This is a genomic window from Paenibacillus borealis (assembly GCF_000758665.1).
GTDB lineage: Bacteria > Bacillota > Bacilli > Paenibacillales > Paenibacillaceae > Paenibacillus_AQ > Paenibacillus_AQ borealis.
In genome coordinates, this window is the sequence record NZ_CP009285.1 from 5,225,558 (window position 1) to 5,246,985 (window position 21,428).

Consider the following 21,428-nt stretch of genomic DNA (forward strand, 5'->3'; position numbering starts at 1 on the left):
CTCTAGTATTCCGCCCCCAAACGAGCGTTCTTGATGCATCCCTACTGACAACCTTCGACATAGTTTAGACGCCTGATGAGCTTAAAAGTTGCGAATAAATACCATTTAAAATCAAGACTGTTCACACGCAGCTCCCTTGCCGCGGTATTTAAAGCCCCAAATATTCCTTAATTCCCGCCACAATTTCCCGTGCCAGGTTATTTTGCATCTGCTCGCTGTACATGGCTGCTTCATTGCCCGGATTAGTCAGATAACCTGCCTCAAGCAGAACGGCCGGCATGCTTGTCTCTCTGGTGACATGCAGACTCTTTGATCTGACCCCGTTATCTTTGAACCCTGTCCCCGCCACCAGATGCTTTTGCATAATTTGGGCAAGCGGAAGACTTTCGCTGCGGCTGTAATAGGTTTCACTGCCATTGACTTTGTCCCGGTTGGGGTACCCTACATCCAATGAATTACCATGCAGGGAAACAAACAGCGTAGCCTTTGCAGCCTCAGCGATTTTGACACGGTCCTGCAGTCCAAGTGTGCTATCTGTTGTACGTGTATAAATAACATCAACTAAGCCTTCCTGTGACAGAATTGTTCCGGCTTTAAGAATTACCGCAAGATTGAAGTCCTTTTCCGCCTTGCCTGTGAGGCTGATGGCCCCCGGCTGTGTTCCGCCATGCCCCGCATCAAGTGCGATGACGGGTTTGCCGGTCATTCCCGTATTCACAGGCGTGCCGGTTCCGCTATTCACCGTATTGAGATCTATCGTTACCAGCCCGGTGCTGTCATCCGTACTCAGCTGGTAATTCTGGCTGCCTGCGGTTTGAATTACGAACCGTACTGTAGAGGGACTGGTGCTGAAAAGCGCATAGCGTATTTCAGATACCAGCGGGTAGCCGCTTACGTCCAGTTTGCCCTGCGGACTGCCGCTGCTGGAAACACCCGGAAAGCTGCCGCTGAAATCAGAGGCAAAGACAGCTCCCTGGAAATCAACCACAATCCGGTCAGGTCCGGTAATCTTGGTAACCGTAGGTTTGGCGCCTCCGGCAACCGCTACAATAAGGCGGTTCTCGCTGAACACAGCCCCCTTAACCGTCGGGGATGTAACTGCCGGAGTCGGTGAGGACGTAATACTGCCCTCGACCTCTTCAGTGATCTCTGTATTGGTCTGAGGCTGCGGTGTCGGAGCAGGTGATTGCACTGCCACCACAGGGCCTGCAGACGCTGCAGGCGCCACAGTAGCTGAAGGCAGCGGATCTGCGCTTACAGGTGTTTCAAGCGGGATACCGCCGCTTAAGTAGACTGTTTTGTCGGTATTATCCCAGCCGACACTGAGTCCGAACTGTTCACTGACGAAACGGATGGGCACCAGTACGGTCCCGCCGTTCTGCTTCGGGGCGGCATTCAGCAGCAGACTTACGCCATCGGCTTCAGCCGTCTTGCTTCCTACTGCAAGCTGTACCGTTTTGCCGTCCTGCTGGACGGTTACCTTGCGGGTCGTCTGCTCCCAGAGCACTTCAAAACCAAGGTTCTCCACCACCACGCGGATTGGAATCATAACGCTTCCATTCACGTTCTCAAGGATGACCCCTTTGGGCAGCGCAAGCTCCTTACTGTCCATTACAATCCTTCCCTGGCCGCTTGCGGCTGCAGCAGCTTCATGGCCGGCGAATGATAGTAACAAGAGCGGCAGCAGCAGTAGAAATAACATCCGTTGTCCGGCTTTCTTCATCCTTTCCTCTCCTTTTGTCAATTGATAGATCCATAGATAAGATTAAGACGACAGAAATCCCCAAAAGTTGCCTTCTCAGGCAATGAATATATCGATTATAGCAAAAAAACTTCTATTTCCGACACCCGGAAATAGAAGTTTTGTGTAAAATTTGTAAAGTTTACGAATATCTTCGCCGGTTGTTCAATCTCTTGCTTGAATATCCCGGAATCGCTTAGCCGAACAGCTTAGCAGCATGACGTTCCTCGTAGGCGGCAATCTCATCCGCATGCTGAAGCGTCAGACCGATATCATCCAGACCTTGGAGCAGGAACTGGCGGCGGTGCTCATCCAGCTCGATAGTGATGTCTAGACCGTAGTCATCGCTCAGCTTGTTGTTCTCAAGATCCACTGTCAGCGTGTAACCTTCATGCTCTGCCGTGCGGCTGAACAGGTCATCCACCTGTGTTTCCGACAGCTTGATCGGCAGAATGCCGTTCTTAAAGCAGTTGTTATAGAAAATGTCGGCATAGGATGGTGCAATGACTACTCTGAACCCGTAATCCATGATGGCCCAAGGCGCATGCTCCCGTGAGGAGCCGCAGCCGAAGTTCGCACGCGAGATCAGCACGGATGCTCCCTTGTAACGCGGTTTGTTCATCTCAAACGCTGCATTGTCATTTCCCGCTTCATCAAAGCGCCATTCGTAGAAAAGAAATTGTCCAAAGCCGGTGCGCTCGATCCGTTTCAGGAATTGCTTCGGAATGATCGCATCCGTATCTACATTAACCCGGTCTACCGGGGCTACGATACCTGTTAATTTCTTAAATTCTTCCATTTGCTGTGTCCTCCTGCTCTCTCAAATATTCTATGAATTGACGGCTTCCGTCTTGTAGTTCCAGTCGCGGACGTCAGTGAAACGTCCTTTGATTGCAGCCGCAGCCGCCATTGCAGGGGAGACCAGATGCGTGCGTCCGCCGCGTCCCTGGCGCCCTTCGAAATTGCGGTTAGAGGTCGATGCGCAGCGTTGTCCAGGCTGGAGAACATCCGGGTTCATCGCGAGGCACATACTGCAGCCTGCTTCACGCCATTCAAATCCGGCTTCTGTGAAGACCTTATCCAGCCCTTCCTTCTCAGCCTGCAGCTTAACGCGGCCGGAGCCCGGCACAACAATTGCCGTCACCTTATCGGATACCTTATGGCCTTTGGCTACTTGAGCCGCAGCCCGCAAATCCTCAATCCGCCCGTTGGTGCAGGAACCGATAAAGACATAGTCAATACCGATCTCAGAGATAGGCGTACCTGGAGCCAAATCCATATATTCAAGCGCTTTTTCAGCGGCTTTACGTTCATTTTCAGTGGTGAAGTCTGCAGGATTCGGCACACTTGAGTTGATGTCTGTACCCATCCCCGGGCTGGTCCCCCAGGTAACCTGCGGAATCAGTGTCTCTACATCGAATTCTACAACAGTGTCATACTGTGCGCCTTCATCGCTTACGAGACCTTTCCAGATTTCAACAGCAGTATCATACGCTTCACCTTGCGGCACATATTGACGACCGCGCAGATAGTCGAAGGTAGTCTCGTCAGGTGCGATCAGGCCGGCTCTTGCTCCGCCTTCGATCGACATGTTGCAGACCGTCATGCGTTCTTCCATCGACAGTTCACGGATAGCTTCGCCGGTATATTCGATGACATAGCCAGTGGCAAAATCAGTACCGTATTTGGCGATGACGCCGAGGATCATATCTTTGGCGGTTACTCCCGGATTACGGCTGCCTGTGAAGCGCACTTCCATAGTCTTAGCCTTGGACTGCTGCAGACACTGGGTCGCAAGCACATGTTCAACTTCGCTGGTGCCGATACCGAAGGCAAGCGCACCGAACGCTCCGTGTGTGGAGGTGTGGCTGTCCCCGCAGACAATGGTCTTGCCGGGATGTGTCAGGCCAATTTCCGGCCCCATAACGTGTACGACACCCTGGTCAATATCATTCAGGTCGAACAGTCTGACCCCGAAATCACGGCAGTTCTGTGAGAGGGTATCAATCTGCTGCTTGGAGATAGGATCTGTAATATTGTATCGGTCCTTGGTAGGCACGTTGTGATCCATAGTTGCAAAAGTAAGTCCCGGACGGCGGACCGGACGGCCGCTCAGACGCAATCCTTCAAAGGCCTGTGGAGAAGTAACCTCATGAACGAGATGCAGATCGATATAAATGATGCTAGGCTTACCTTCCTCTTGATGAATAACGTGATTATCCCAAATCTTTTCAAACATTGTCTTGTTGCCCATGAATTTCACCTCATATAGTAGAATCGTTCCATTTGGAAGAGAGCGTGGAGTCTCTCTTGAATGTTCTAAATATAACATCAGTACGTTTATAATTCCAAGATATGATTTCTATAGCACTTATAGGTTCAGCCTATGAGACACTCCTACAGTAAACATAGCCTGGGGCCGAGACCTTGCCCATGTAAGCTTCTGCCGTTCCTTACTGGTAGGTACCAGCAATGATTCCGCGCTGAATGTCCATTTCCAGCTTAATCTCACTAAAAACATCTTCCAGTGTACTCTCCGGAAGCAGTGTGTTCTGCCTGATATGATTGAGCACGATAGCAGTGCTTCGCTCAAAATTATGGTATTGTCCGCTTTTGACATTGACCAGCATTTGGCTGCAAAGTGCGGTTAAGCGCAAGTAATCCGCCAGCACATGCTTCTGCATATGAGCCTGGTGAGGCTGCGGTTTCGACCAAAAGCCCGCCTCCCCGTACTGATAGTCCTGCGGCTCCTCCAAAGCTTCAATTGCAGAATTATTATAAATAAAATACTCCAGCTGTTCTTCGATCTCGTCAAACGAATGCATTATCCTTGCCAGAACGCCCATATAATACACCCCCGTTTATTTGAAGAGCGTATGCCCAAACCATGCATGAAGGGCTCCTTATGAATGGCTTAAGTATATACTTATTTTTAATATAAAGATATTTCGGTATGCAAATTCCGTAAGCCCATTATCTTACTTAAGCTCACTATCTTATCCATGCAAATCATCAACCTATACTAAATTAAATCTTGATAGGTTATACTTATAGACAGATTTTCTATTCTTATTATAAAGGAGCCGTCCATGGAGCTCAGACAATTGCAATATACACTTCAGATCGCTGCAGAAAGAAACTTCTCACGTGCAGCAGACAAGCTGCATATCGCCCAGCCCTCGCTGAGCCAGCAGCTGTCCAAACTGGAAAAGGAGCTGGGTGTTCTGCTCTTCCAGCGTAATACCAGCTCTGTTGAACTGACCTATGCCGGGGAAAAGTTTGTGGATCAGGCTCAAGCCATCATTGATGCCGTGGAACTGCTGCGCCAGGAAATGTCCGATATCTCCCAGCTGCGCACCGGACGGGTTGTGGTAGGCAGCATGCCGATTACTGGAGCGCATCTGCTGCCGCATGTGCTGCCGGTGTTCAAAAGCAAATACTCGGAGGTTGAAATCGCCCTGCTTGAGGACTCCTCCATGAATCTTGAGAAGCTGACCGCCAGCGGCCAGACGGATCTAAGCCTGCTCTCCCTGCCGCTGGAGATTCCCGCACTCGCTTATGAAGTACTGGGTGAGGAACGAATCGATCTGGCGGTCCCGCCTGAGCATCCGCTGGCAGCACGGAGCGCTCTGGGCATCCGTACTTCACTGGCCGAGCTTAAGGATGAACCGTTTATTGTCCTTAAAGAAGGTCAGGGCTTCCGTAAATTGACCGTCGAGCTATGCCGGGAGGCCGGTTTTGAGCCGCGGATTGTCTTTGAGAGCAACAATATGGAGACAGTACAATCACTTGTTGCCACCGGAATGGGCGTTACACTAGTTCCGCATTTCATCGCACGTGCTCCGCGCAGTGAATTCGTGCCTGTCTACCTGCTCTTAGCTGATCCGGTACCCAGCCGTACGCTGGTTGTCGCTTACCGCCGCGGACGCTACTTGTCCCGGGCCGCCGAAGCTTTCATTGAAACCTTCAAGGCAACGGTTGCCGGACTGGCAGATGAATAAAAGCAGCATAATATTGCAAATGCCCATCCGGCTGCTGTCATGAAGCCGGATGGGCATTTGCTGTATTGTCGCGGGTAGCGGTTATTTATTTGCGTAAATTATGCTGTGTGATCAGACGGTTCTGATCATCAGGCATACGGCCCGTGCTCTCATCAACCGGCCCCTTAGTACGGGAATCCGTGGCTTTCTCCTCGACAAATTCTCTGATCGCCTTGTTTTGGAATTCGGCGGCTTCTTTGGAATTCTGTTTCTGTTCCTGTTGGACATTAGTGTTCTTACTCAAATCACTCCACCTCCTGGTAACAGATTATAAATACTTTACCCGTTCTCATGAAGGGTAAACATCTAATTCGCTCCCCGCTCCATCAGAAAAAAATCCGCCCTCCGGCTCTTTGCAAACCCGGCAATCCCATGGTATTCTAAATGACAAATAGTGAAACGTGCAGACGGGACCAGTAAGAATTGACAATAATTCGCGTGCAGAGAGTAAATTCCGGAAGGCTGGGAGAATTTACCGCGGATGTCTATTCTGAATCCTACCCCCGAGCGGCCTGCCCTGCAGGACGGTTACTCCCGTTATGAGAATGAAGTCGGATGAACCCTCATCAATGAAGGTGGTACCGCGGAAGTTAACCAAGCTTTCGTCCTTTGCTAAGTCTAAGGATGGGGGCTTTTTGTCATTTTCGGGTTTGCAGCGATTGAACAGCGATTTTATTTTTGAGAGGAAAGTGAAAGAGAATGACTACAAGAATCGTGGTCAAAATCGGCAGCAGCTCACTGAGCGGCCCTGAAGGCGGATTGAACCGGGCTGCGGTCGCCTTCTTCGCCGCCGAAATTGCTGCACTCCGCAAGCAAGGCTGTGAAGTCCTGCTGGTCACCTCTGGAGCGGTGGCAGCCGGATTCCGTGCCATCGGCTACCCGTCCCGCCCCAAGCTGCTGCACGAGAAGCAGGCCGCAGCAGCGGTGGGACAGGTTATGCTGATGCAGGCTTACCAGGAGGCCTTCGCGCAGCATGGTATTCCTACCGCACAGATTCTTCTGACCCGAACGGACTTCTGCAGCCGCCGGGCTATGAACAACGCCATGATGACCGTAGAGGAGTTACTCCGGCTGGGCGCTGTACCCGTATTCAATGAGAACGACACTGTATCAGTAGACGAATTGAAATTCGGTGATAATGATACCTTGTCGGCGCTGGTCGCCAATCTCCTGAAGGCTTCACGGCTGCTGGTTCTGACAGATATGGACGGCGTCTACAGCGGAGATCCGCGCAAGCATCCGGATGCGGTCCGCTATCAGCATATAGAGGAGATTACACCCGAGATCTACGCCATTGCAGGCGGCGCAGGCTCCAGCGTAGGTACGGGCGGTATGCGTTCGAAGATCGATGCTGCCAAGATTGCCACACGGGGAGGAGTTCCGGTCTTTGTAGGCAGAGTTACGGAGCCTGGTGATCTTTCACTGGCGGCTGAAGGAACAGGCAAAGGCACATATTTTGCCACAACACTCTCCTCCCTGCCCGTCAAGAAACAATGGCTTGGATTCATGTCTACCCCTCTGGGTTCACTGTATGTTGACGACGGCGCGGTGGAAGCCCTGCTCCATGGCGGGCATAGCCTTCTGCCGGTCGGGGTCAGACGGATCGAGGGCAGCTTCCACTCCGGAGACGTCGTAGAGGTGCTCGGCCCGGATGCCAAGCTGCTTGGACGGGGTATCGTCAATTATGACGATACCCAGCTCCGCAGCATCCAGGGATTACCCAGCCGCGAGGTTGTTCCAAGGCTCGGTGAAGTGCACCGGCTTGAGGTTATCCACCGCGATGAGTGGATTACACTGCGCTAAGTTCGCACCAGACTATAGCGAACGCCTTCAAAGCATGTTTTGTCTGAAGCAGTATAGTGATGCATTGCCAATAAACCTTTAGGGGGAATAGTCATGAGTGAAGTGGTAAACAAAACAACGCTGGCGAAAGCAACCACCGGGGTACTCGCAAGCCTGACTACCGGTCAGAAGAATGAAGCTCTGCTTGTTATGGCCGCAGCGCTTCGCGCGGAAGCGGATTACATTATTGCCGCCAACGCCGAAGACCTGGAGCGCGGGCGGCTCAACGGAACACCGGAGTCGATGCTCGACCGGCTGGCACTGGATACAGGCCGGATTGACAGCATCGCCGAGGGCTTGCAGCAAATCGCCGTACTGCCTGATCCGATTGGTGATCATCTGGAAACCATTGAACGCCCGAACGGCCTGTTTATCGAGAAGGTCCGTGTACCGCTTGGCGTTATCGGCATTATCTATGAAGCCCGTCCGAACGTAACCGTTGATGCTGCCGGCTTATGCCTCAAAACAGGCAATGCCGTTGTCCTGCGCGGCGGCTCATCCGCTCTTTCCTCAAACCGCGCGATTGCAGAGGTTCTGCACCGCGCTCTGGCGGGTACAGCTGTGCCGCCGGATGCCCTACAGCTGATCGAAGATCCGAACCGCTCCTCCGTAGATGAAATGCTGAAGCTGAACGGACTGCTGGATGTTATCATTCCGCGCGGCGGAAGCTCACTGATACAGAATGTGGTCCTTAATGCCACTGTACCGGTAATTGAAACAGGTGCAGGCGTATGCCATACTTATCTGGATGCAAGCGCCGAACCCGGGATGGCTCAGCGCATCAGTCTGAATGCGAAAGCGCAGCGGCCCTCCGTCTGTAACTCCATGGAGACCTTGCTTGTCCACCGTGATTTTGCCGCCACTCATCTGCTGGCTTTGGCAGAGGCCTTCCGTGATGTCCGAGTGGAATTGCGCGGCTGTCCGGATACGACCGCTCTTGTCCCTTGGGCTCTGCCAGTTACACCGCAGGATTTCGCCACGGAATACAATGATTATATTCTCAATGTCAAAATCGTGGACACTCTTGAAGCGGCTCTCGGCCATATTGCCGAGTTCAGCACCAAACATTCTGAGTGCATTGTGACAGAGGATGCCGCGAATGCTGCCCGCTTCCTGCAGGAAGTGGATGCCGCCGCTGTATATCATAATGCCTCCACCCGGTTCACTGATGGATTCGAATTCGGCTTTGGTGCCGAAATCGGCATCAGCACCCAGAAGCTGCACGCCCGCGGCCCGATGGGGCTGCCTGCATTGACTTCATGCAAGTATATTATCCATGGCTCCGGCCAAATTAGGGGATAAACAAGTATTTATGCTCCGGCTACGGGTTTTCTGCGCAGCAGTTCACTGCAGTAAATCATATGCTAACATAACTTTTTAGGGGGACTACCAGCCATGTGTCAGCAACCATCCATTCCACTTATCAATCATAATATCGTTTTTTATGGCGCAGGCTCGATGGCTGAGGCAATTGTGCGCGGAATGATCGCCCGGAACGTAGTTGAATCCGGTAAAATCATCATGCTAAACCGCAGCAGCAGCGAACGTCTGGCCGAGCTGCGCAGCCGTTACGGCGTTCTGGGCTACAATGATCCCGAACAAAAAACAGAAGCTCTGCGTACAGCACCTGTAATCGTCCTTGCGATGAAACCCAAGGATGCCGCAGAAGCATTACGTAATCTGGGCCCGCTGCTGTCGCCGGATCAGCTCGTGATTTCCGTGATTGCCGGACTGACAATCCGTACTATGCAGGGTCTGCTGGGTACACAACAGCCTGTAGTCCGCTCGATGCCTAACACCTCCAGCTCCATCGGCCTGGGTGCAACCGGCATAGCCTTCTCCAAGGAGGTTGACGAACCGGGCCGCCGAACAGCCCTTAATATCTTCGAGGCTGTCGGGTTAACGGCCGTTATCGATGAGGAGCGGATGGAAACCTTAACAGGGATTTCGGGCAGCGGACCGGCTTATATCTACTACATGATGGAGGCCATGATCGCCGCCGGCATCCGCGGCGGACTGCCGCTTGAGCAGAGCCGCGAGCTGACGGTTCAGACCGTGCTGGGAGCAGCGCGGATGGTACAGCAGACAGGCGAAGAACCGGCTGCGCTCCGCAAGAAGGTCACATCGCCAAACGGTTCTACCCAGGCAGCGATTGAAGTGTTAGAGCGCGGAGATTTCTTCGAAACGGTCATCTCTGCAGTTAGCCGCTGTGCCGAGCGTTCCCGTGAAATGGGCTCGGCTCTGGAGAAAGAGCTGCAATAATTCTTTTGAATTAGTACATGTCCATTATCCCCAACTCCACAGCAAACAGCCCGCAGCTGCTTCCCCGAAGCAACTGCGGGCTGTTTGCTGTATGCGTTATCCCTTCCTGTGCTGCTCCATCCAGACCTTGGCCCAATCTGCCAATGACCTGAGTTCCATTAATCTGACCTCCGCATTCCCCGCCCGGTGGACCTGCAGATTCACCGCCTGCTCATACTCCTGTCCTAACTGAACGAAATCACTGTCATCCACTGATTGTGTCGGGTAAGTTACCCACTTGCGGACACCATCCACCAAAAGAGCACTGCTCTCATTAACCATCTGCTTTCCCGGATAATCGGAACGGGTCTCGGCCAGATGCAGAGATGTATTCTTGTCATGCCCAACGCCAATCAGAAGAATATGCCCGTTCAGCTGATACAATTTATCCAGCGGTGAACCGGCGCCAAAGATATTGCTCAGCTCATGGTTTGCTGTCAAATACTCCGCATGTTTGCCTACTGCTGCAAAAGAGCGGGCAGGATGCTCCGACCTTGCGGCTCCCGGCCATTTCCGGAACATTTCAGCTACCACCCCCATCCCGATAGCCGGAGTAATTTCCTTGTCGTACGCAGGCCAGTGCTTACGAATGAGCGGCCACCACTCCACGGGCTCTTCCCAGTGCACCCCGGTCTGGGGATCGAGATTCTTCCAGGTCTGCGAAGGCATCATAAGGGTACCGTTCCCGCCGACAAGCTCCAGCAGCACACGGATTAATGTCTCTGCCCCGCCAATGACAAACCCCAGACTGCTGAGTGATACATGCACAATCAATTGCTGCCCTTCTTTAATCCCGCAGGCTCTCAACTGTTCTGCCAGTTCTTCCTTTGTCAGGATCTGCCTTGTTTCCTTATGTTCATTCATGCTCTGCACTCCTTTTCTTGGAACTCCATATATATACAAAAAGACAACCCCGCAGTAAGCTGCGGGGTTGTCTCCGGTGTAAGCTGGAAAGCAGTGCCCTTGAGTTCAGTTCATTCTATGACAGGCATTGTAACGGTATGAGTTCATCTTCCGCCGCTGCGGAATTTCTGGGAATAGGCTTTGACATCCTGGGCATTCTTCACCCGGTTACGGGCCCATTCCAGCAGAATGCGGTCAATATAGCGGAAATGAACTTTCCCGGCGAAGACAGATTCCTTCAGCGCCAGCAGAATCAGCTCTTCAGGATACCGGTCCTCATCCACCCAGCCGGAAATAGACTCACATTCCATCGGAGACAGCGGACGGCCGAATTCCTTCTCGAAAATACTGAACAGATTACGGCTATCCTCTGCTTCGTTGCCTGCCGGTGCGGCCGGCCGGCCATAACCGCCCTCCGGAGCAGGTGCACCGGAATAATGGGCGGAAGCCCGGGAACCCGGCTCAGTCTCAGCACGGCTGCGCTTCTCCTGCGAATTCTCCTGCGAGACTTCGGCCAGATAAGCACCGAGCTTGCCGTACAGTCCGGAGAAGTTGTAGCGCTCATAATGGATATCGCGCAGCTCGTCGTTGTCTCCGTCGATGCTGATGAAGCCTTCCTTCATGAGCTTCTGCAGCTCTCCGGCAATAACCGAGATACTGCGTCCGGTTACGGCCTGCAGCTCCTCAAGTGAAGGGAAATCAATTCCCTCCACTTGCCGGAACGAGAGCAGATGAATCAGCAGCATCGCCTCGCTGCCGGTCAGATTCAGCTTCCGGTAATATTTCAAGAGTGCATAAGGAATGACGGCCATTCCGTTCTCCAGGCCGAAAGCTACGCCTTCGCCCCAGGTATTCCAACCTTTTCCGTCCATACTTAAGCCCCCTTTGCCCATCCTTACGGGTAAAGACGGTACAGTGTACGAGGGAAGGCAATCGTTTCACGCACATGGTCGAGCCCGCAAATCCAAGCCACGGTACGCTCCAGCCCCAGACCGAAGCCGGAGTGAGGAACGGAACCGTAAGTGCGGAGATCCATATACCATTTGTAAGTATCCATCGAAAGATTATGTTCCTTGAAACGGGCTTCCAGCAGCGCCGGATCGTCGATACGCTGCGATCCGCCGATAATCTCCCCGTACCCTTCAGGAGCGATCATATCCGCGCACAGCACCACTTCAGGACGCTCAGGATGCGGCTTCATGTAGAAGGCCTTGAACGAAGCCGGATAGTGGGTAATGAAGACCGGCTTGTCGCTCATTTCGGCAATTGCCGTTTCATGAGGTGCACCGAAATCATCGCCCCAGGCGATTTCATAGCCTTTCTCATTCAGGAACTTGATCGCATCGTCATAGGAAATACGCGGGAATGGCGCTTTGATGTTCTCCAGCTTCGAGACATCGCGGCCAACCGCTTCCAGCTCGGCACGGCAGTTCGTCAGCACAGACTGCACCACAAAGCTGATGAAATCTTCCTGCACACGCAGGCTTTCTTCATGATCCGTGAACGCCATTTCCGGTTCGATCATCCAGAATTCAATTAAGTGGCGGCGGGTCTTGGATTTCTCCGCACGGAAGGTAGGTCCGAAGGAATAGACGCGTCCGAGCGCCATTGCTGCAGCTTCCATATACAGCTGTCCGCTCTGGGTCAGGTAGGCATCCTCTTCGAAATACTTCGTATGGAACAGGTTGGTTGTTCCTTCAGCTGACGTTGGTGTCAGAATCGGCGGGTCAACCTTAGTGAATCCACTCTCATTGAAGAATTGCTGAACCGCGCGGATAATCTCCGCACGAATCACCATTACTGCCCGCTGCTTGGAAGAACGCAGCCAGAGATGACGGTGGTCCATCAGGAAATCGACGCCATGCTCCTTCGGAGTAATCGGATAATTCTCAGTAAGATGCAATACCTCTATACCAGTAACCGTCATTTCATACCCTGACTGGCTGCGGGGCTCTTCACGGATGATTCCGGTAACATACAGCGAGCTTTCCTGGGTAAGGCTCTTGGCATCATCCCAGACCTGCTCAGGCACTTCCGATTTCACCACAACACCCTGGATATAGCCTGTACCATCCCGAAGCTGCAGGAACTGAATTTTACCGCTGGAGCGCTTGTTGTTAACCCAACAGCCGATGACAACACTCTCTCCGACATGCTCATTCACGTTCTTGATTACACTCTTGTTAGCCATGCCTAAGATCTCTCCTCTAATTTAGCCGTTAATTCCTTGCACAATACTGTAAGTATCACGTGCAATGACAAGCTCTTCGTTTGTCGGAACCACAAGCACCTGAACCTTGGAACCAGCCGTAGAGATGCGGCGCGGATCGCCGGAGCGGACCTTGTTAGCTTCTGCATCCAGTTCGATTCCGAGGAACGTAAGATTGTTCAGTACTTTTTCACGCAGCAGGGAAGCATTCTCGCCCACACCGGCAGTAAACACGATTACATCTACGCCGTTCATGGCAGCTGCGTAAGAACCGATGTATTTACGCAAACGGTACTCATACATTTCAAAAGCAAGTGTAGAATTAGCCTCGCCTTTCTCCGCACCGTCAATAATATCACGCATGTCACTGCTAACGCCAGAAATAGCCAGCAGTCCGCTGTGCTTGTTCAGCATGGAGTTCACTTCACCGACAGACAGTTCTTCCTTGTTCATCACATAAGGAACAATTGCCGGGTCAAGGTCACCGCTGCGTGTACCCATCATCAGGCCTTCCAGCGGAGTCATACCCATGGAAGTATCCACCGACACGCCGCCAGCAACTGCAGTCACGCTGGCACCGTTACCGATGTGGCAAGTGATAATCTTCAGTTCACCCAGCGGACGGTCCAGATAATCTGCAGCAGCTTTGCTGACGAAATCATGGGAGGTACCATGCGCGCCATAGCGGCGGACTTTATATTTGTTGTACAGCACTCTCGGAATGGCATACATATAAGCCTTCTCAGGCATCGTCTGGTGGAAGGCAGTGTCGAATACAACTACCTGAGGCACACCCGGCATATTAATTTCAGTCGCTGTAATCCCCATCATAGCAGCCGGGTTATGCAGCGGCGCAAGGTCAAACAGCTGGCGGATCTTCGTCTTCGCATCTGCATCTACAAGTGCGGAAGCCTTGAAGAATTCTCCCCCGTGTACTACTCGGTGTCCTACGGCATTGATCTCGTCGGTGGAGGCAATTACACCATGTTCCTTGTCAGTCAGACAAGCAAGCACTTTACGGATTGCCGTGTTGTGTTCGAGAATTTCGCTTACTTCGGTTACTTCCTGTTTGCCGGTTGGCTTGTGGTTCAGAATGGAGGAATCCATTCCGATACGTTCTACCAGACCTTTGGCAAGTACAGATTCATCTGTCATATTGTACAGCTGGTATTTCAATGAAGAACTGCCGGAGTTAATAACTAAGATATTCATACACGGTCACCATCCTTGTCATACTTGAAGAAGCCTTCGCCTGATTTCGCACCCAGTTGTCCTGCACGTACCATCTTCTTAAGAATTGTAGATGGACGATACTTGAGTTCGCCGTATTCACGGAACATATTCTCAAGTGCAGCAAGAACGGAATCCAGACCGAAACGGTCTGCCATCTCCAGAGGCCCATTCTGGAACTGGTAGCCGATGCGCATAGCATCGTCAATATCTTCAGGAGAAGCGACACCTTCCTGTAGAACGTGCATTGCCTCGTTGATGAACAGACAAATGAGACGTGAACTTACAAATCCCGGGGATTCATAGATCATTACGCCTTTTTTCTCAACGATCTCGTCAACAAAGGTTTTGGTGTCTTCAAAAGTGCTGTCGGAAGTTTTCAGTCCGCGCACGATTTCAACCAGATCAACCTTGCCTACAGGATGTATGAAGTGCATGCCGATTACGCGCTCCGGATACATTGTCGAGCTTGCAAGCTCAGTCAAGCTTAAAGTTGACGTGTTGCTGGCAAGGATAATGTGGCTCGGACACACCTGATCGAGCTGATTGAATACCTTCTGCTTCGCTTCCAGATCTTCTACGATGGTCTCAATAACCATATCGCAGGAGCTCAGTTCAGCAAAATGTGTCACTTTTTGGATACGGCTAAGAATCAGTTTCTTCTCCGCTTGGGTAATGGCCCATTTCTCCAGCTGTTTGTCGAGACTCGTCTCGATCATTTCGTAGGAGTAGTTCAGTCTTTCTGCAGTTTTCTCCACCAGCATTACATCCAGGCCCTTGGCTGCCAGCATTTCAGCAATCCCTTGTCCCATTGTGCCACCGCCGATGACACCGATCTTTTTAAAATTCATTTAAAAGTCTCCATCCTTTCAGGTATCTATACTTTTGTATTGTACCTTGTCTGTCGAAAAAAATATGTAGCCCGACATATAATAATATCTTAGCATGTCTGAAAAGTAAAAAAAAATAACCGGCATAAAGAATTATGCCGGTAAAAGGACACTGTCACGAAATTGACAACGAAATTGCTCTCCGGAGAGAACTTCTTCCTTCATTAAAATGTCAAGAGAGTAATCAAATACATTTCTTTGCTTATTAAGCAGGTCATTCGTGCGGACCATCAGCTCATCCAGAATTTTACTATTCTCTTTCATCAGCTCTTCAGTGGTTACCATTTGCAGATTCGCGATCCCGAGGGAGGTAAGTCCTGACTTCATCATCGTCTCCACTATATTCAGCGCCTGGTCAAAGTCTCCGCGTGAACCGGTACTGCGTCCGCCGTAATACATCTCTTCGGCAGCTGCTCCGCCCAGGGCAATCATGATCTGATTCTCCAGATAATCCTTCGTGTACAGATACTGCTCGGTCTGCGGATTATGTCGTACATACCCGAGAGCTTGTCCGCGCGGAGTCAGGGTCACCTGGCTAACGCTTCCCGGACGAAGCAGTTCAGCCATAATAGCATGTCCCAGCTCATGAATCGCTACCCGCTGTTTCTCCTCATGATTCGTTTCCCGGTCGGTCTTCTCACCCATCATCACTTTGTCAATGGCCATAGACAGATGACGTTGCTCTACCTGGGTCAGATTCTCACGCATCATGTAAATCGCCGCTTCGTTCATTACGCTTTCCAGCTGTGCACCCGAGAAGCCATAAGCTTCCTCGGCGATTTTATCCAAACTTACCGTTTCATGCAGCGGTTTGTTCTTGGCATGCAGATCGAGAATTGACTTGCGGCCTTTCTTGTCCGGCATGTCAACCTGGATGTGACGGTCGAACCGGCCCGGACGCAGCAGTGCAGAGTCAAGCATTTCCTTGCGGTTCGTTGCCGCTACCAGCAGAATGCGCGGGGTTTCATTGTTGTAAATCCCGTCCATCTCGGTCAGCAGCTGATTAAGCGTCTGGTCATATTCCCGCTGCTGTCCGCCTTCACGCTTGCCGCCGATCACATCAATCTCATCGATAAAAATAATGGCGCTTTGCTTATTTTCCTTAAGCGCACGCGTGCGGGCATCCTTGAACAAGTCGCGGACACGTCCGGCACCGACACCGACATACATTTCCACAAACTCACTGCCTGATGCAGCCACAAAAACAGAGTTGGTATAATGTGCGGCAGCCTTGGCCATCAGCGTCTTCCCGGTTCCCGGAGGGCCTGTCAGCAGAATCCCCTTCAGCGGGCGAATCCCAAATTTACTGATTTCTTCATGCCGGATCAGGAAGTCCAGTGCTTCCCGCAGCTCCTGCTTAGCGTTGTCCTGGCCGCCGATTTCTTCAAAAGTAAGCTTGGACGGGCCATTCTTCTTGCGTTTCTTATCTGCGCCTGCATTCACCGTCAGACCGCCGCGGGCGTGGGCAATAAACAGGAGGGCAACAACCATGCCGAAGGCAATAATTACAGGGAAAATATTAATCCCGACAAAAACCATAAAAATCAGCATCACCGGAACAAATCCGGCCAGGACTTCTTTCCAATACTTAGGCATTGTTCCACACTCCCATCGTGGCCGCCGCACGCGGCAGAATGATGAACTTACTCTCTGACCCGTTGCTCAGACTCACATACACGTTGTTGTCATCAATTTCAGTTGTTGCTGTAACCCCGCTGTACTTGCTGTCTTGCACCTTCAGACCATCCAGCTTGGCAGGGATTAATGTATACTTCCGGCTCTCCATAGCTTCTGCTACAGAGAACATGGCTTTATCCCAATACTCATCCAGCAAAGCGCTGGAATTCTGTTCAACATCCAATTTTAGTGTCCGGCCATTGATAGCTGAGCTGCCCTCTTTGGATACATACTGCACCAGCTCACGTAATTTCGTTCCCGGCTGCAGATCAAGTTTCAAAGTAACCTCATTGCGTTTAATACTAATATGGGAATCCTTCACTCCCTCATAGGATGATACGAGCTTTTGCAGCGGCTCCTGCACGGCGAACTGACGATAGGAATACCAGCCCCCGAATAACAATGCAGCGGACAGCAGAGACGTTAGCAGTACAGGCATAAGACGCAGTTTCAAGAAACGTCCTCCTCTCAATGATGACCGAACATAAATCTATAATAAGACCAACCAGCGTGTCTAGCGCCCATCCGAGACTGACATGCTCTTAAGCATGTCTTGATACAAGTAGTAGTATATCATAGGTGTATATACGATTTTACATAAAAGTGTGAATATATTTAAAATTTTTGATACTAATTTCTGGATGTTTCAGTAGATTATCTTTCTTATCGGCAAAAAATATGTACAGAATTAGCTTTGCCGTAAGGATAACAGAGAAAGAGCGCCCTTAAGCATATAAATGCCTGCGGCGCTCTCTTTTGGATGATGTGGACATAGTGTTTCGGACTCAGATTCCGTTAATTGACCGATCACACCCCATTTCGGGCTCAAATGAACAAGATAACGGAATCTCAGTCCGCTTCGATGCCAGAATAGGCTTTTTAGAAGAAATAAGGGCTTCTCAGTCCGCTTCACTCCGCTTGAATTTACACTTTGGCTTGGTGCTGTCTGATTTCGCCGGCCATATATTCTGCAAAATCAATTAATAACTCCGGGTCGTAACTACTGTCACTCGCCACACCGCTATATTCTTCAAGGCAGTGCTTCAGCAGCCCGTGATAGCTGGACGGCAAATGCTGCAGGCCCCACTCCCCGCCTTCCTTTTTGGAAGACACTACTTCTTCCCGCACAAAATACAGCACCCGGCACAAATTCAGTGTGTAGTACACAGGAGAATCTATGATTTGCTGAGCCGCATCTCCGATATCACCTAGGATAGAATCCAGGTAGTATTGGCGGTCTACCGGCAGAAACGCTTCGCGGATAGGTTCACCGTACAAAATAAATCCCCGCTGATAGACGACGGCAAATTGAGCCGCAAGATCCCTGTCCTCATAACCGCCGCATAAATAATTCTCATCATTTCTGTAGCGGTCCAGATGAAAGTCCGAGAAATGAAACTCAAAAGGTGCCGGATGCACAAAATTCTTCAGATATTTCTTCAGTACAACAGTTAGCTCAATCCCGCGCCGGTTCGGCAGACTGTCGTGATAAGCTATCACTTTCTTGGCCAGTTTCCGGCTAACCTCTACAGGAAGCTTGTCGTGTACGACAATCAGCAGATCAATATCACTTTTATCCGGATGAAAGCAGCCCATGGCCAGCGAACCGTGCAGATAAATCCCGGACAAATTCGCCCCCATTTCCTCTTTGAACAACGTTACCGCCTGATCTAAATAGGCTAGAATTTCCAACTTTATGATCCTCCTGAATGTCAATTATGGTTGAAACAGATGCCGGGAACACATACTTCCGATATGGCAATCCGGTATGTATCATCGTATATACTAATTGATGCTATCCAGCTGGCAAGCCATCGAAACGGGTTGGAATTTTCCCCTCCCGTATTATTAAGCCATAGCTCCCGGTGAGTCACAAGTCCAAGAATGGCTATAGACTGTTCTCTCCCTTGAAGAAGCATTTAAATTCCGGCTTATATGCATAAAAAATGCGGGAGAACAGTTCAACTGTCCCCCCGCTCCTGCTGTAAACCATACTGGCTGCCGCTTACCGGTTGGGCAGGCTATACCCTTCACCGATAGCACTGCCGTCTGTGAAACGATAGAAGCTGTAATAGAACCTGCCGTCCTTTTTGTAAAACAGCTGCCAGGCATATTCTCCATTATATACTCCGGGCAGCAGCCGCTTAATCGTAATACCCGGAAGCTGGTCAGCTATAATATCACGGATTTGCGCCTCAGAAGTCCCTTTGCTGAGCTCCTCCGCGTATAAATCATTTTCGCCTCCGGCAGGCTGGCCTTCCCTGGTAAAGCGGACCCAAACCATCATTTCAGTCCCTGCATCATTTTTTCCGGTAAGCACCCAGTAAATCGCATTTTCATCCCAGACGGATTTCTGTGCTTTGGATATCTCAGTTAAGCCGGCCCGTGCTCTGGCAATCTCTTTGGCTTCACTCCGCTCGTTCCACTGATCCTTCATAATGTAGGCATAGAACTGGCTTAGTCCGAACAGAAGGAGCAGAACCAGGGAGATCCCCAGCGGAAGCCATTTTCTCCTCTTCTTCAACATACAGCTTCCTTTCCATTTAGCCTGTATTACCGTTTAAGCAGAGCTTCGAACGTTTCCTGTGCTTTGCGGCGGATGGCTTCTTCATCGAGTGTCAGGCATTGTCCGTGCTTCACAACCTGTTTGCCGTTCACCCAGACATGCTCGACATCCTTGGCACTGGCTGAATATACTGCATGGGACAAAAGATCGGTATGCGGGAGCAAATGCGGCTGATCAATATCAATCGCGATGAAGTCGGCCTTCATCCCTGCTGAAAGCCTGCCCACCTGGTTCAGGAAAATAGACTGCGCACCATATTCGGTCGCCATCAGCAGCGCCTCTGGAGCCGGTACTGCTGTCGGATCACCGCTTACGCCTTTGTGAATCAGCGCGGCCAGACGCATCTCTTCGAACATATCCAGGTTGTTGTTGCTTGCTGCACCGTCCGTACCCAGGGAGACCTTAACTCCTGCTCTGAGCAGCTCAGGAACACGGGCTACTCCGCTGGCCAGCTTCAGGTTGCTGCCTGGATTATGGGATACACCGACATTGTGGCGGGCCAGAATCTCAATCTCTTCATCATTCAGATGAACGCCATGGGCGATCAGGGACGGCCGGGTGAACATTCCCAGCTTCTCCAGATGAGCGACCGGACGCAGGCCGTAATCGGCCACATTCTGCTCCACCTCATGGCGGGTTTCGGACATATGCGTGTGCATTGGCAGATCAAGATCATGAGCCGCCTGGACAAACTTCATGAAAAACTCCGGAGGACAGGTGTAAGGCGCATGCGGCGAGAGCATCGCAGTAATTCGGCCGTCAGCCTTACCATGCCAGTTACGGGCAAAAGCAATTGCCTCAGCCAGCTTGTGATTCTGGACCTCTTCCGGACAGAGTCCGATGACACCGCGCATCAGCACGCCGCGGATGCCGGACTGCTCGGTGACCTCAGCAACCCGGTCCATGTGATCATACATATCAAGGAAGGTCGTAGTGCCGCCCTTCAGCATCTCAAGAACAGACAGAGAGGTTCCCCAGTACACATCCTCACCGGTGAATTTCTCTTCCATCGGCCACATTTTTTCCTGCAGCCAAGCCTGAAGCACCATATCATCACCGTACCCGCGCAGCAGGGACATCGCTGCATGGCCGTGGGTGTTGACGAGACCCGGCATAAACAGCAGACGGCTGCCGTCAATAACCCGGGCATCCTCTTCGATTACAGGCTTCGCTTCACCTATGTAAGTAATCAGATCATTCTCTATGGTCATATAACCGTTCAGAACCGGCTTGTCGCTGCCTGGAACCAGGAAACGGCCGTCTTTAATAATCGTTTTATTGCTGCTCATCTTCAGCTTCGTCCTTTCCGTCATGTAAATAATAAGCCAGACTCTGCAGATCAGTGGTGAAATCGGCGGCATGAATCCGGATATTAGCCGGAGTCTTAAGAATAACAGGGGCAAAATTGAGGATGGCCTCAATGCCCGAATCCACCAGAATATCCGCTACGTTCTGTGCTTCACTGTCCGGAACGGTAATAATTCCGATACGGATGCCCTGCGCACGGATGGTATCCCCCAGCTCACTCATCGGCTGCACAGTCAACGAGTTGATCTGCTGGCCTACCTTAGGCTCGTAAGCATCAAATATAGCTGTAATCTTCATCGTATCCTTCAAGTAGGCATTGTAATTCGACAAGGCGTGGCCGAGATTACCCGCACCTACTAGAGCTACGTTAATCTGCTGGTCCAGCTTCAGAATATGACGGATCTTCTCAATCAGATAAGAGACGTCATAACCGATGCCCTTTCTGCCGAAATCACCGAAATAAGCCAGGTCCTTGCGGATCTGGGCGGGATTAAGATCAAGCTTCTGTCCCAGCTCCTGAGAAGAAACTGTAGAGATTTCACGTTTTTGGAGATCGTTCAGGAAACGCAGGTACACTGGGAGTCTGCGGACGACGGCCTCCGATATTTTATCCGATTTCATGTTTTCTCCTCCTAAAAGTTTGATGTGATAATCCGATTATAGGAACCGTGCTCCGGTACTGCCCAATTGGGCAGCAGCCGTGGAGCGCGGGACTTCAGAA

The 21,428-nt window shown here is 51.2% G+C and carries 20 protein-coding genes; 4 read left to right on the forward strand and 16 right to left on the reverse strand.

Features of this window, described 5'->3' with window-relative positions; translation table 11 throughout:
* Window positions 1-148 precede the first annotated feature (148 nt).
* From PBOR_RS22125 to PBOR_RS22140, 4 genes are all read right to left on the reverse strand, one after another.
* A complete protein-coding gene (locus PBOR_RS22125; RefSeq protein WP_042215420.1) occupies window positions 149-1,723 on the reverse strand; it encodes an N-acetylmuramoyl-L-alanine amidase family protein in 1,575 nt (524 codons plus the stop codon).
* A 214-nt stretch (window positions 1,724-1,937) separates the two neighbouring features.
* A complete protein-coding gene (gene leuD / locus PBOR_RS22130) occupies window positions 1,938-2,540 on the reverse strand; it encodes a 3-isopropylmalate dehydratase small subunit (RefSeq protein WP_042215423.1) in 603 nt (200 codons plus the stop codon).
* A 30-nt stretch (window positions 2,541-2,570) separates the two neighbouring features.
* The gene (gene leuC / locus PBOR_RS22135; protein ID WP_042215425.1) at window positions 2,571-3,995 is read right to left on the reverse strand and encodes a 3-isopropylmalate dehydratase large subunit; all 1,425 of its coding nucleotides are present in this window, start codon (window positions 3,993-3,995) and stop codon (window positions 2,571-2,573) included.
* 199 nt (window positions 3,996-4,194) lie between these two features.
* Window positions 4,195-4,587 (reverse strand): hypothetical protein, encoded by a 393-nt coding sequence (locus PBOR_RS22140; RefSeq protein ID WP_042215427.1) that lies wholly within the window; start codon window positions 4,585-4,587, stop codon window positions 4,195-4,197.
* Window positions 4,588-4,830: 243 nt separating this feature from the next.
* On the opposite strand from PBOR_RS22140, the gene PBOR_RS22145 reads away from it, so the two are divergent.
* Complete coding sequence (locus PBOR_RS22145) at window positions 4,831-5,742, forward strand: LysR family transcriptional regulator (protein WP_042215430.1); 912 nt, start codon at window positions 4,831-4,833, stop codon at window positions 5,740-5,742.
* 85 nt (window positions 5,743-5,827) lie between these two features.
* On the opposite strand, the gene PBOR_RS22150 is transcribed toward PBOR_RS22145, so the two are convergent.
* Window positions 5,828-6,025, reverse strand: coding sequence for a hypothetical protein (locus PBOR_RS22150; protein WP_042215433.1), 198 nt, complete (start codon window positions 6,023-6,025; stop codon window positions 5,828-5,830).
* Window positions 6,026-6,480: 455 nt separating this feature from the next.
* Between PBOR_RS22150 and proB the strand changes: the two genes are divergently transcribed.
* From proB to proC, 3 genes are all read left to right on the forward strand, one after another.
* Window positions 6,481-7,584, forward strand: a complete 1,104-nt coding sequence (gene proB / locus PBOR_RS22155) for a glutamate 5-kinase (RefSeq protein WP_042215435.1) — start codon at window positions 6,481-6,483, stop codon at window positions 7,582-7,584.
* A 93-nt stretch (window positions 7,585-7,677) separates the two neighbouring features.
* The gene (locus PBOR_RS22160) at window positions 7,678-8,925 is read left to right on the forward strand and encodes a glutamate-5-semialdehyde dehydrogenase (protein ID WP_042215437.1); all 1,248 of its coding nucleotides are present in this window, start codon (window positions 7,678-7,680) and stop codon (window positions 8,923-8,925) included.
* 93 nt (window positions 8,926-9,018) lie between these two features.
* A complete protein-coding gene (gene proC, locus PBOR_RS22165; RefSeq protein WP_042215439.1) occupies window positions 9,019-9,885 on the forward strand; it encodes a pyrroline-5-carboxylate reductase in 867 nt (288 codons plus the stop codon).
* Between the two features lie 96 nt (window positions 9,886-9,981).
* Here the strand turns inward: proC and PBOR_RS22170 are convergent, their stop codons facing one another.
* The 11 genes from PBOR_RS22170 to PBOR_RS22220 form a co-directional block, all read right to left on the reverse strand.
* Window positions 9,982-10,788: an AAC(3) family N-acetyltransferase gene (locus PBOR_RS22170; protein ID WP_042215442.1), complete on the reverse strand. Its 807-nt coding sequence runs from the start codon at window positions 10,786-10,788 to the stop codon at window positions 9,982-9,984.
* A 143-nt stretch (window positions 10,789-10,931) separates the two neighbouring features.
* Window positions 10,932-11,699 carry a DnaD domain-containing protein gene (locus tag PBOR_RS22175; RefSeq protein ID WP_042215444.1) on the reverse strand — a complete coding sequence of 256 codons (768 nt, stop codon included), beginning with the start codon at window positions 11,697-11,699 and terminating at the stop codon, window positions 10,932-10,934.
* Between the two features lie 23 nt (window positions 11,700-11,722).
* The gene (gene asnS / locus PBOR_RS22180; RefSeq protein ID WP_042138584.1) at window positions 11,723-13,018 is read right to left on the reverse strand and encodes an asparagine--tRNA ligase; all 1,296 of its coding nucleotides are present in this window, start codon (window positions 13,016-13,018) and stop codon (window positions 11,723-11,725) included.
* A 21-nt stretch (window positions 13,019-13,039) separates the two neighbouring features.
* On the reverse strand, window positions 13,040-14,248 hold the full coding sequence (locus tag PBOR_RS22185) for an acetate/propionate family kinase (RefSeq protein WP_042215445.1): 1,209 nt from the start codon (window positions 14,246-14,248) through the stop codon (window positions 13,040-13,042).
* Window positions 14,245-15,117, reverse strand: coding sequence for a 3-hydroxyacyl-CoA dehydrogenase family protein (locus PBOR_RS22190; protein WP_042215446.1), 873 nt, complete (start codon window positions 15,115-15,117; stop codon window positions 14,245-14,247). The genes PBOR_RS22185 and PBOR_RS22190 overlap by 4 nt, the downstream gene beginning before the upstream one ends.
* 132 nt (window positions 15,118-15,249) lie before the next feature.
* On the reverse strand, window positions 15,250-16,752 hold the full coding sequence (locus PBOR_RS22195; protein ID WP_042215447.1) for an AAA family ATPase: 1,503 nt from the start codon (window positions 16,750-16,752) through the stop codon (window positions 15,250-15,252).
* On the reverse strand, window positions 16,745-17,287 hold the full coding sequence (locus PBOR_RS22200) for a hypothetical protein (RefSeq protein WP_042215449.1): 543 nt from the start codon (window positions 17,285-17,287) through the stop codon (window positions 16,745-16,747). Before PBOR_RS22200 ends, PBOR_RS22195 begins: the two co-directional genes overlap by 8 nt.
* Window positions 17,288-17,757: 470 nt before the next feature.
* Window positions 17,758-18,525 carry an aminoglycoside adenylyltransferase domain-containing protein gene (locus PBOR_RS22205; protein WP_042215452.1) on the reverse strand — a complete coding sequence of 256 codons (768 nt, stop codon included), beginning with the start codon at window positions 18,523-18,525 and terminating at the stop codon, window positions 17,758-17,760.
* Between the two features lie 313 nt (window positions 18,526-18,838).
* Window positions 18,839-19,360 (reverse strand): cell wall elongation regulator TseB-like domain-containing protein, encoded by a 522-nt coding sequence (locus PBOR_RS22210; protein WP_245647865.1) that lies wholly within the window; start codon window positions 19,358-19,360, stop codon window positions 18,839-18,841.
* A gap of 26 nt (window positions 19,361-19,386) precedes the next feature.
* Window positions 19,387-20,688: an amidohydrolase gene (locus PBOR_RS22215; RefSeq protein WP_042215455.1), complete on the reverse strand. Its 1,302-nt coding sequence runs from the start codon at window positions 20,686-20,688 to the stop codon at window positions 19,387-19,389.
* Window positions 20,675-21,328 (reverse strand): redox-sensing transcriptional repressor Rex, encoded by a 654-nt coding sequence (locus PBOR_RS22220; RefSeq protein ID WP_042215458.1) that lies wholly within the window; start codon window positions 21,326-21,328, stop codon window positions 20,675-20,677. Before PBOR_RS22220 ends, PBOR_RS22215 begins: the two co-directional genes overlap by 14 nt.
* Between the last annotated feature and the right edge of the window lie 100 nt (window positions 21,329-21,428).

Bases quoted from the DNA above. Each gene is read 5' to 3' on its own strand.
- leuD (WP_042215423.1), bottom strand. From the start codon at position 2,540: ATGGAAGAATTTAAGAAATTAACAGGTATCGTAGCCCCGGTAGACCGG.
- PBOR_RS22220 (WP_042215458.1), bottom strand. From the start codon at position 21,328: ATGAAATCGGATAAAATATCGGAGGCCGTCGTCCGCAGACTCCCAGTG.
- proB (WP_042215435.1), top strand. From the start codon at position 6,481: ATGACTACAAGAATCGTGGTCAAAATCGGCAGCAGCTCACTGAGCGGC.
- PBOR_RS22170 (WP_042215442.1), bottom strand. From the start codon at position 10,788: ATGAATGAACATAAGGAAACAAGGCAGATCCTGACAAAGGAAGAACTG.
- PBOR_RS22175 (WP_042215444.1), bottom strand. From the start codon at position 11,699: ATGGACGGAAAAGGTTGGAATACCTGGGGCGAAGGCGTAGCTTTCGGC.
- PBOR_RS22195 (WP_042215447.1), bottom strand. From the start codon at position 16,752: ATGCCTAAGTATTGGAAAGAAGTCCTGGCCGGATTTGTTCCGGTGATG.
- proC (WP_042215439.1), top strand. From the start codon at position 9,019: ATGTGTCAGCAACCATCCATTCCACTTATCAATCATAATATCGTTTTT.
- PBOR_RS22140 (WP_042215427.1), bottom strand. From the start codon at position 4,587: ATGGGCGTTCTGGCAAGGATAATGCATTCGTTTGACGAGATCGAAGAA.
- PBOR_RS22190 (WP_042215446.1), bottom strand. From the start codon at position 15,117: ATGAATTTTAAAAAGATCGGTGTCATCGGCGGTGGCACAATGGGACAA.
- PBOR_RS22125 (WP_042215420.1), bottom strand. From the start codon at position 1,723: ATGAAGAAAGCCGGACAACGGATGTTATTTCTACTGCTGCTGCCGCTC.
- asnS (WP_042138584.1), bottom strand. From the start codon at position 13,018: ATGGCTAACAAGAGTGTAATCAAGAACGTGAATGAGCATGTCGGAGAG.
- PBOR_RS22145 (WP_042215430.1), top strand. From the start codon at position 4,831: ATGGAGCTCAGACAATTGCAATATACACTTCAGATCGCTGCAGAAAGA.
- PBOR_RS22210 (WP_245647865.1), bottom strand. From the start codon at position 19,360: ATGTTGAAGAAGAGGAGAAAATGGCTTCCGCTGGGGATCTCCCTGGTT.
- PBOR_RS22185 (WP_042215445.1), bottom strand. From the start codon at position 14,248: ATGAATATCTTAGTTATTAACTCCGGCAGTTCTTCATTGAAATACCAG.
- leuC (WP_042215425.1), bottom strand. From the start codon at position 3,995: ATGGGCAACAAGACAATGTTTGAAAAGATTTGGGATAATCACGTTATT.
- PBOR_RS22160 (WP_042215437.1), top strand. From the start codon at position 7,678: ATGAGTGAAGTGGTAAACAAAACAACGCTGGCGAAAGCAACCACCGGG.
- PBOR_RS22215 (WP_042215455.1), bottom strand. From the start codon at position 20,688: ATGAGCAGCAATAAAACGATTATTAAAGACGGCCGTTTCCTGGTTCCA.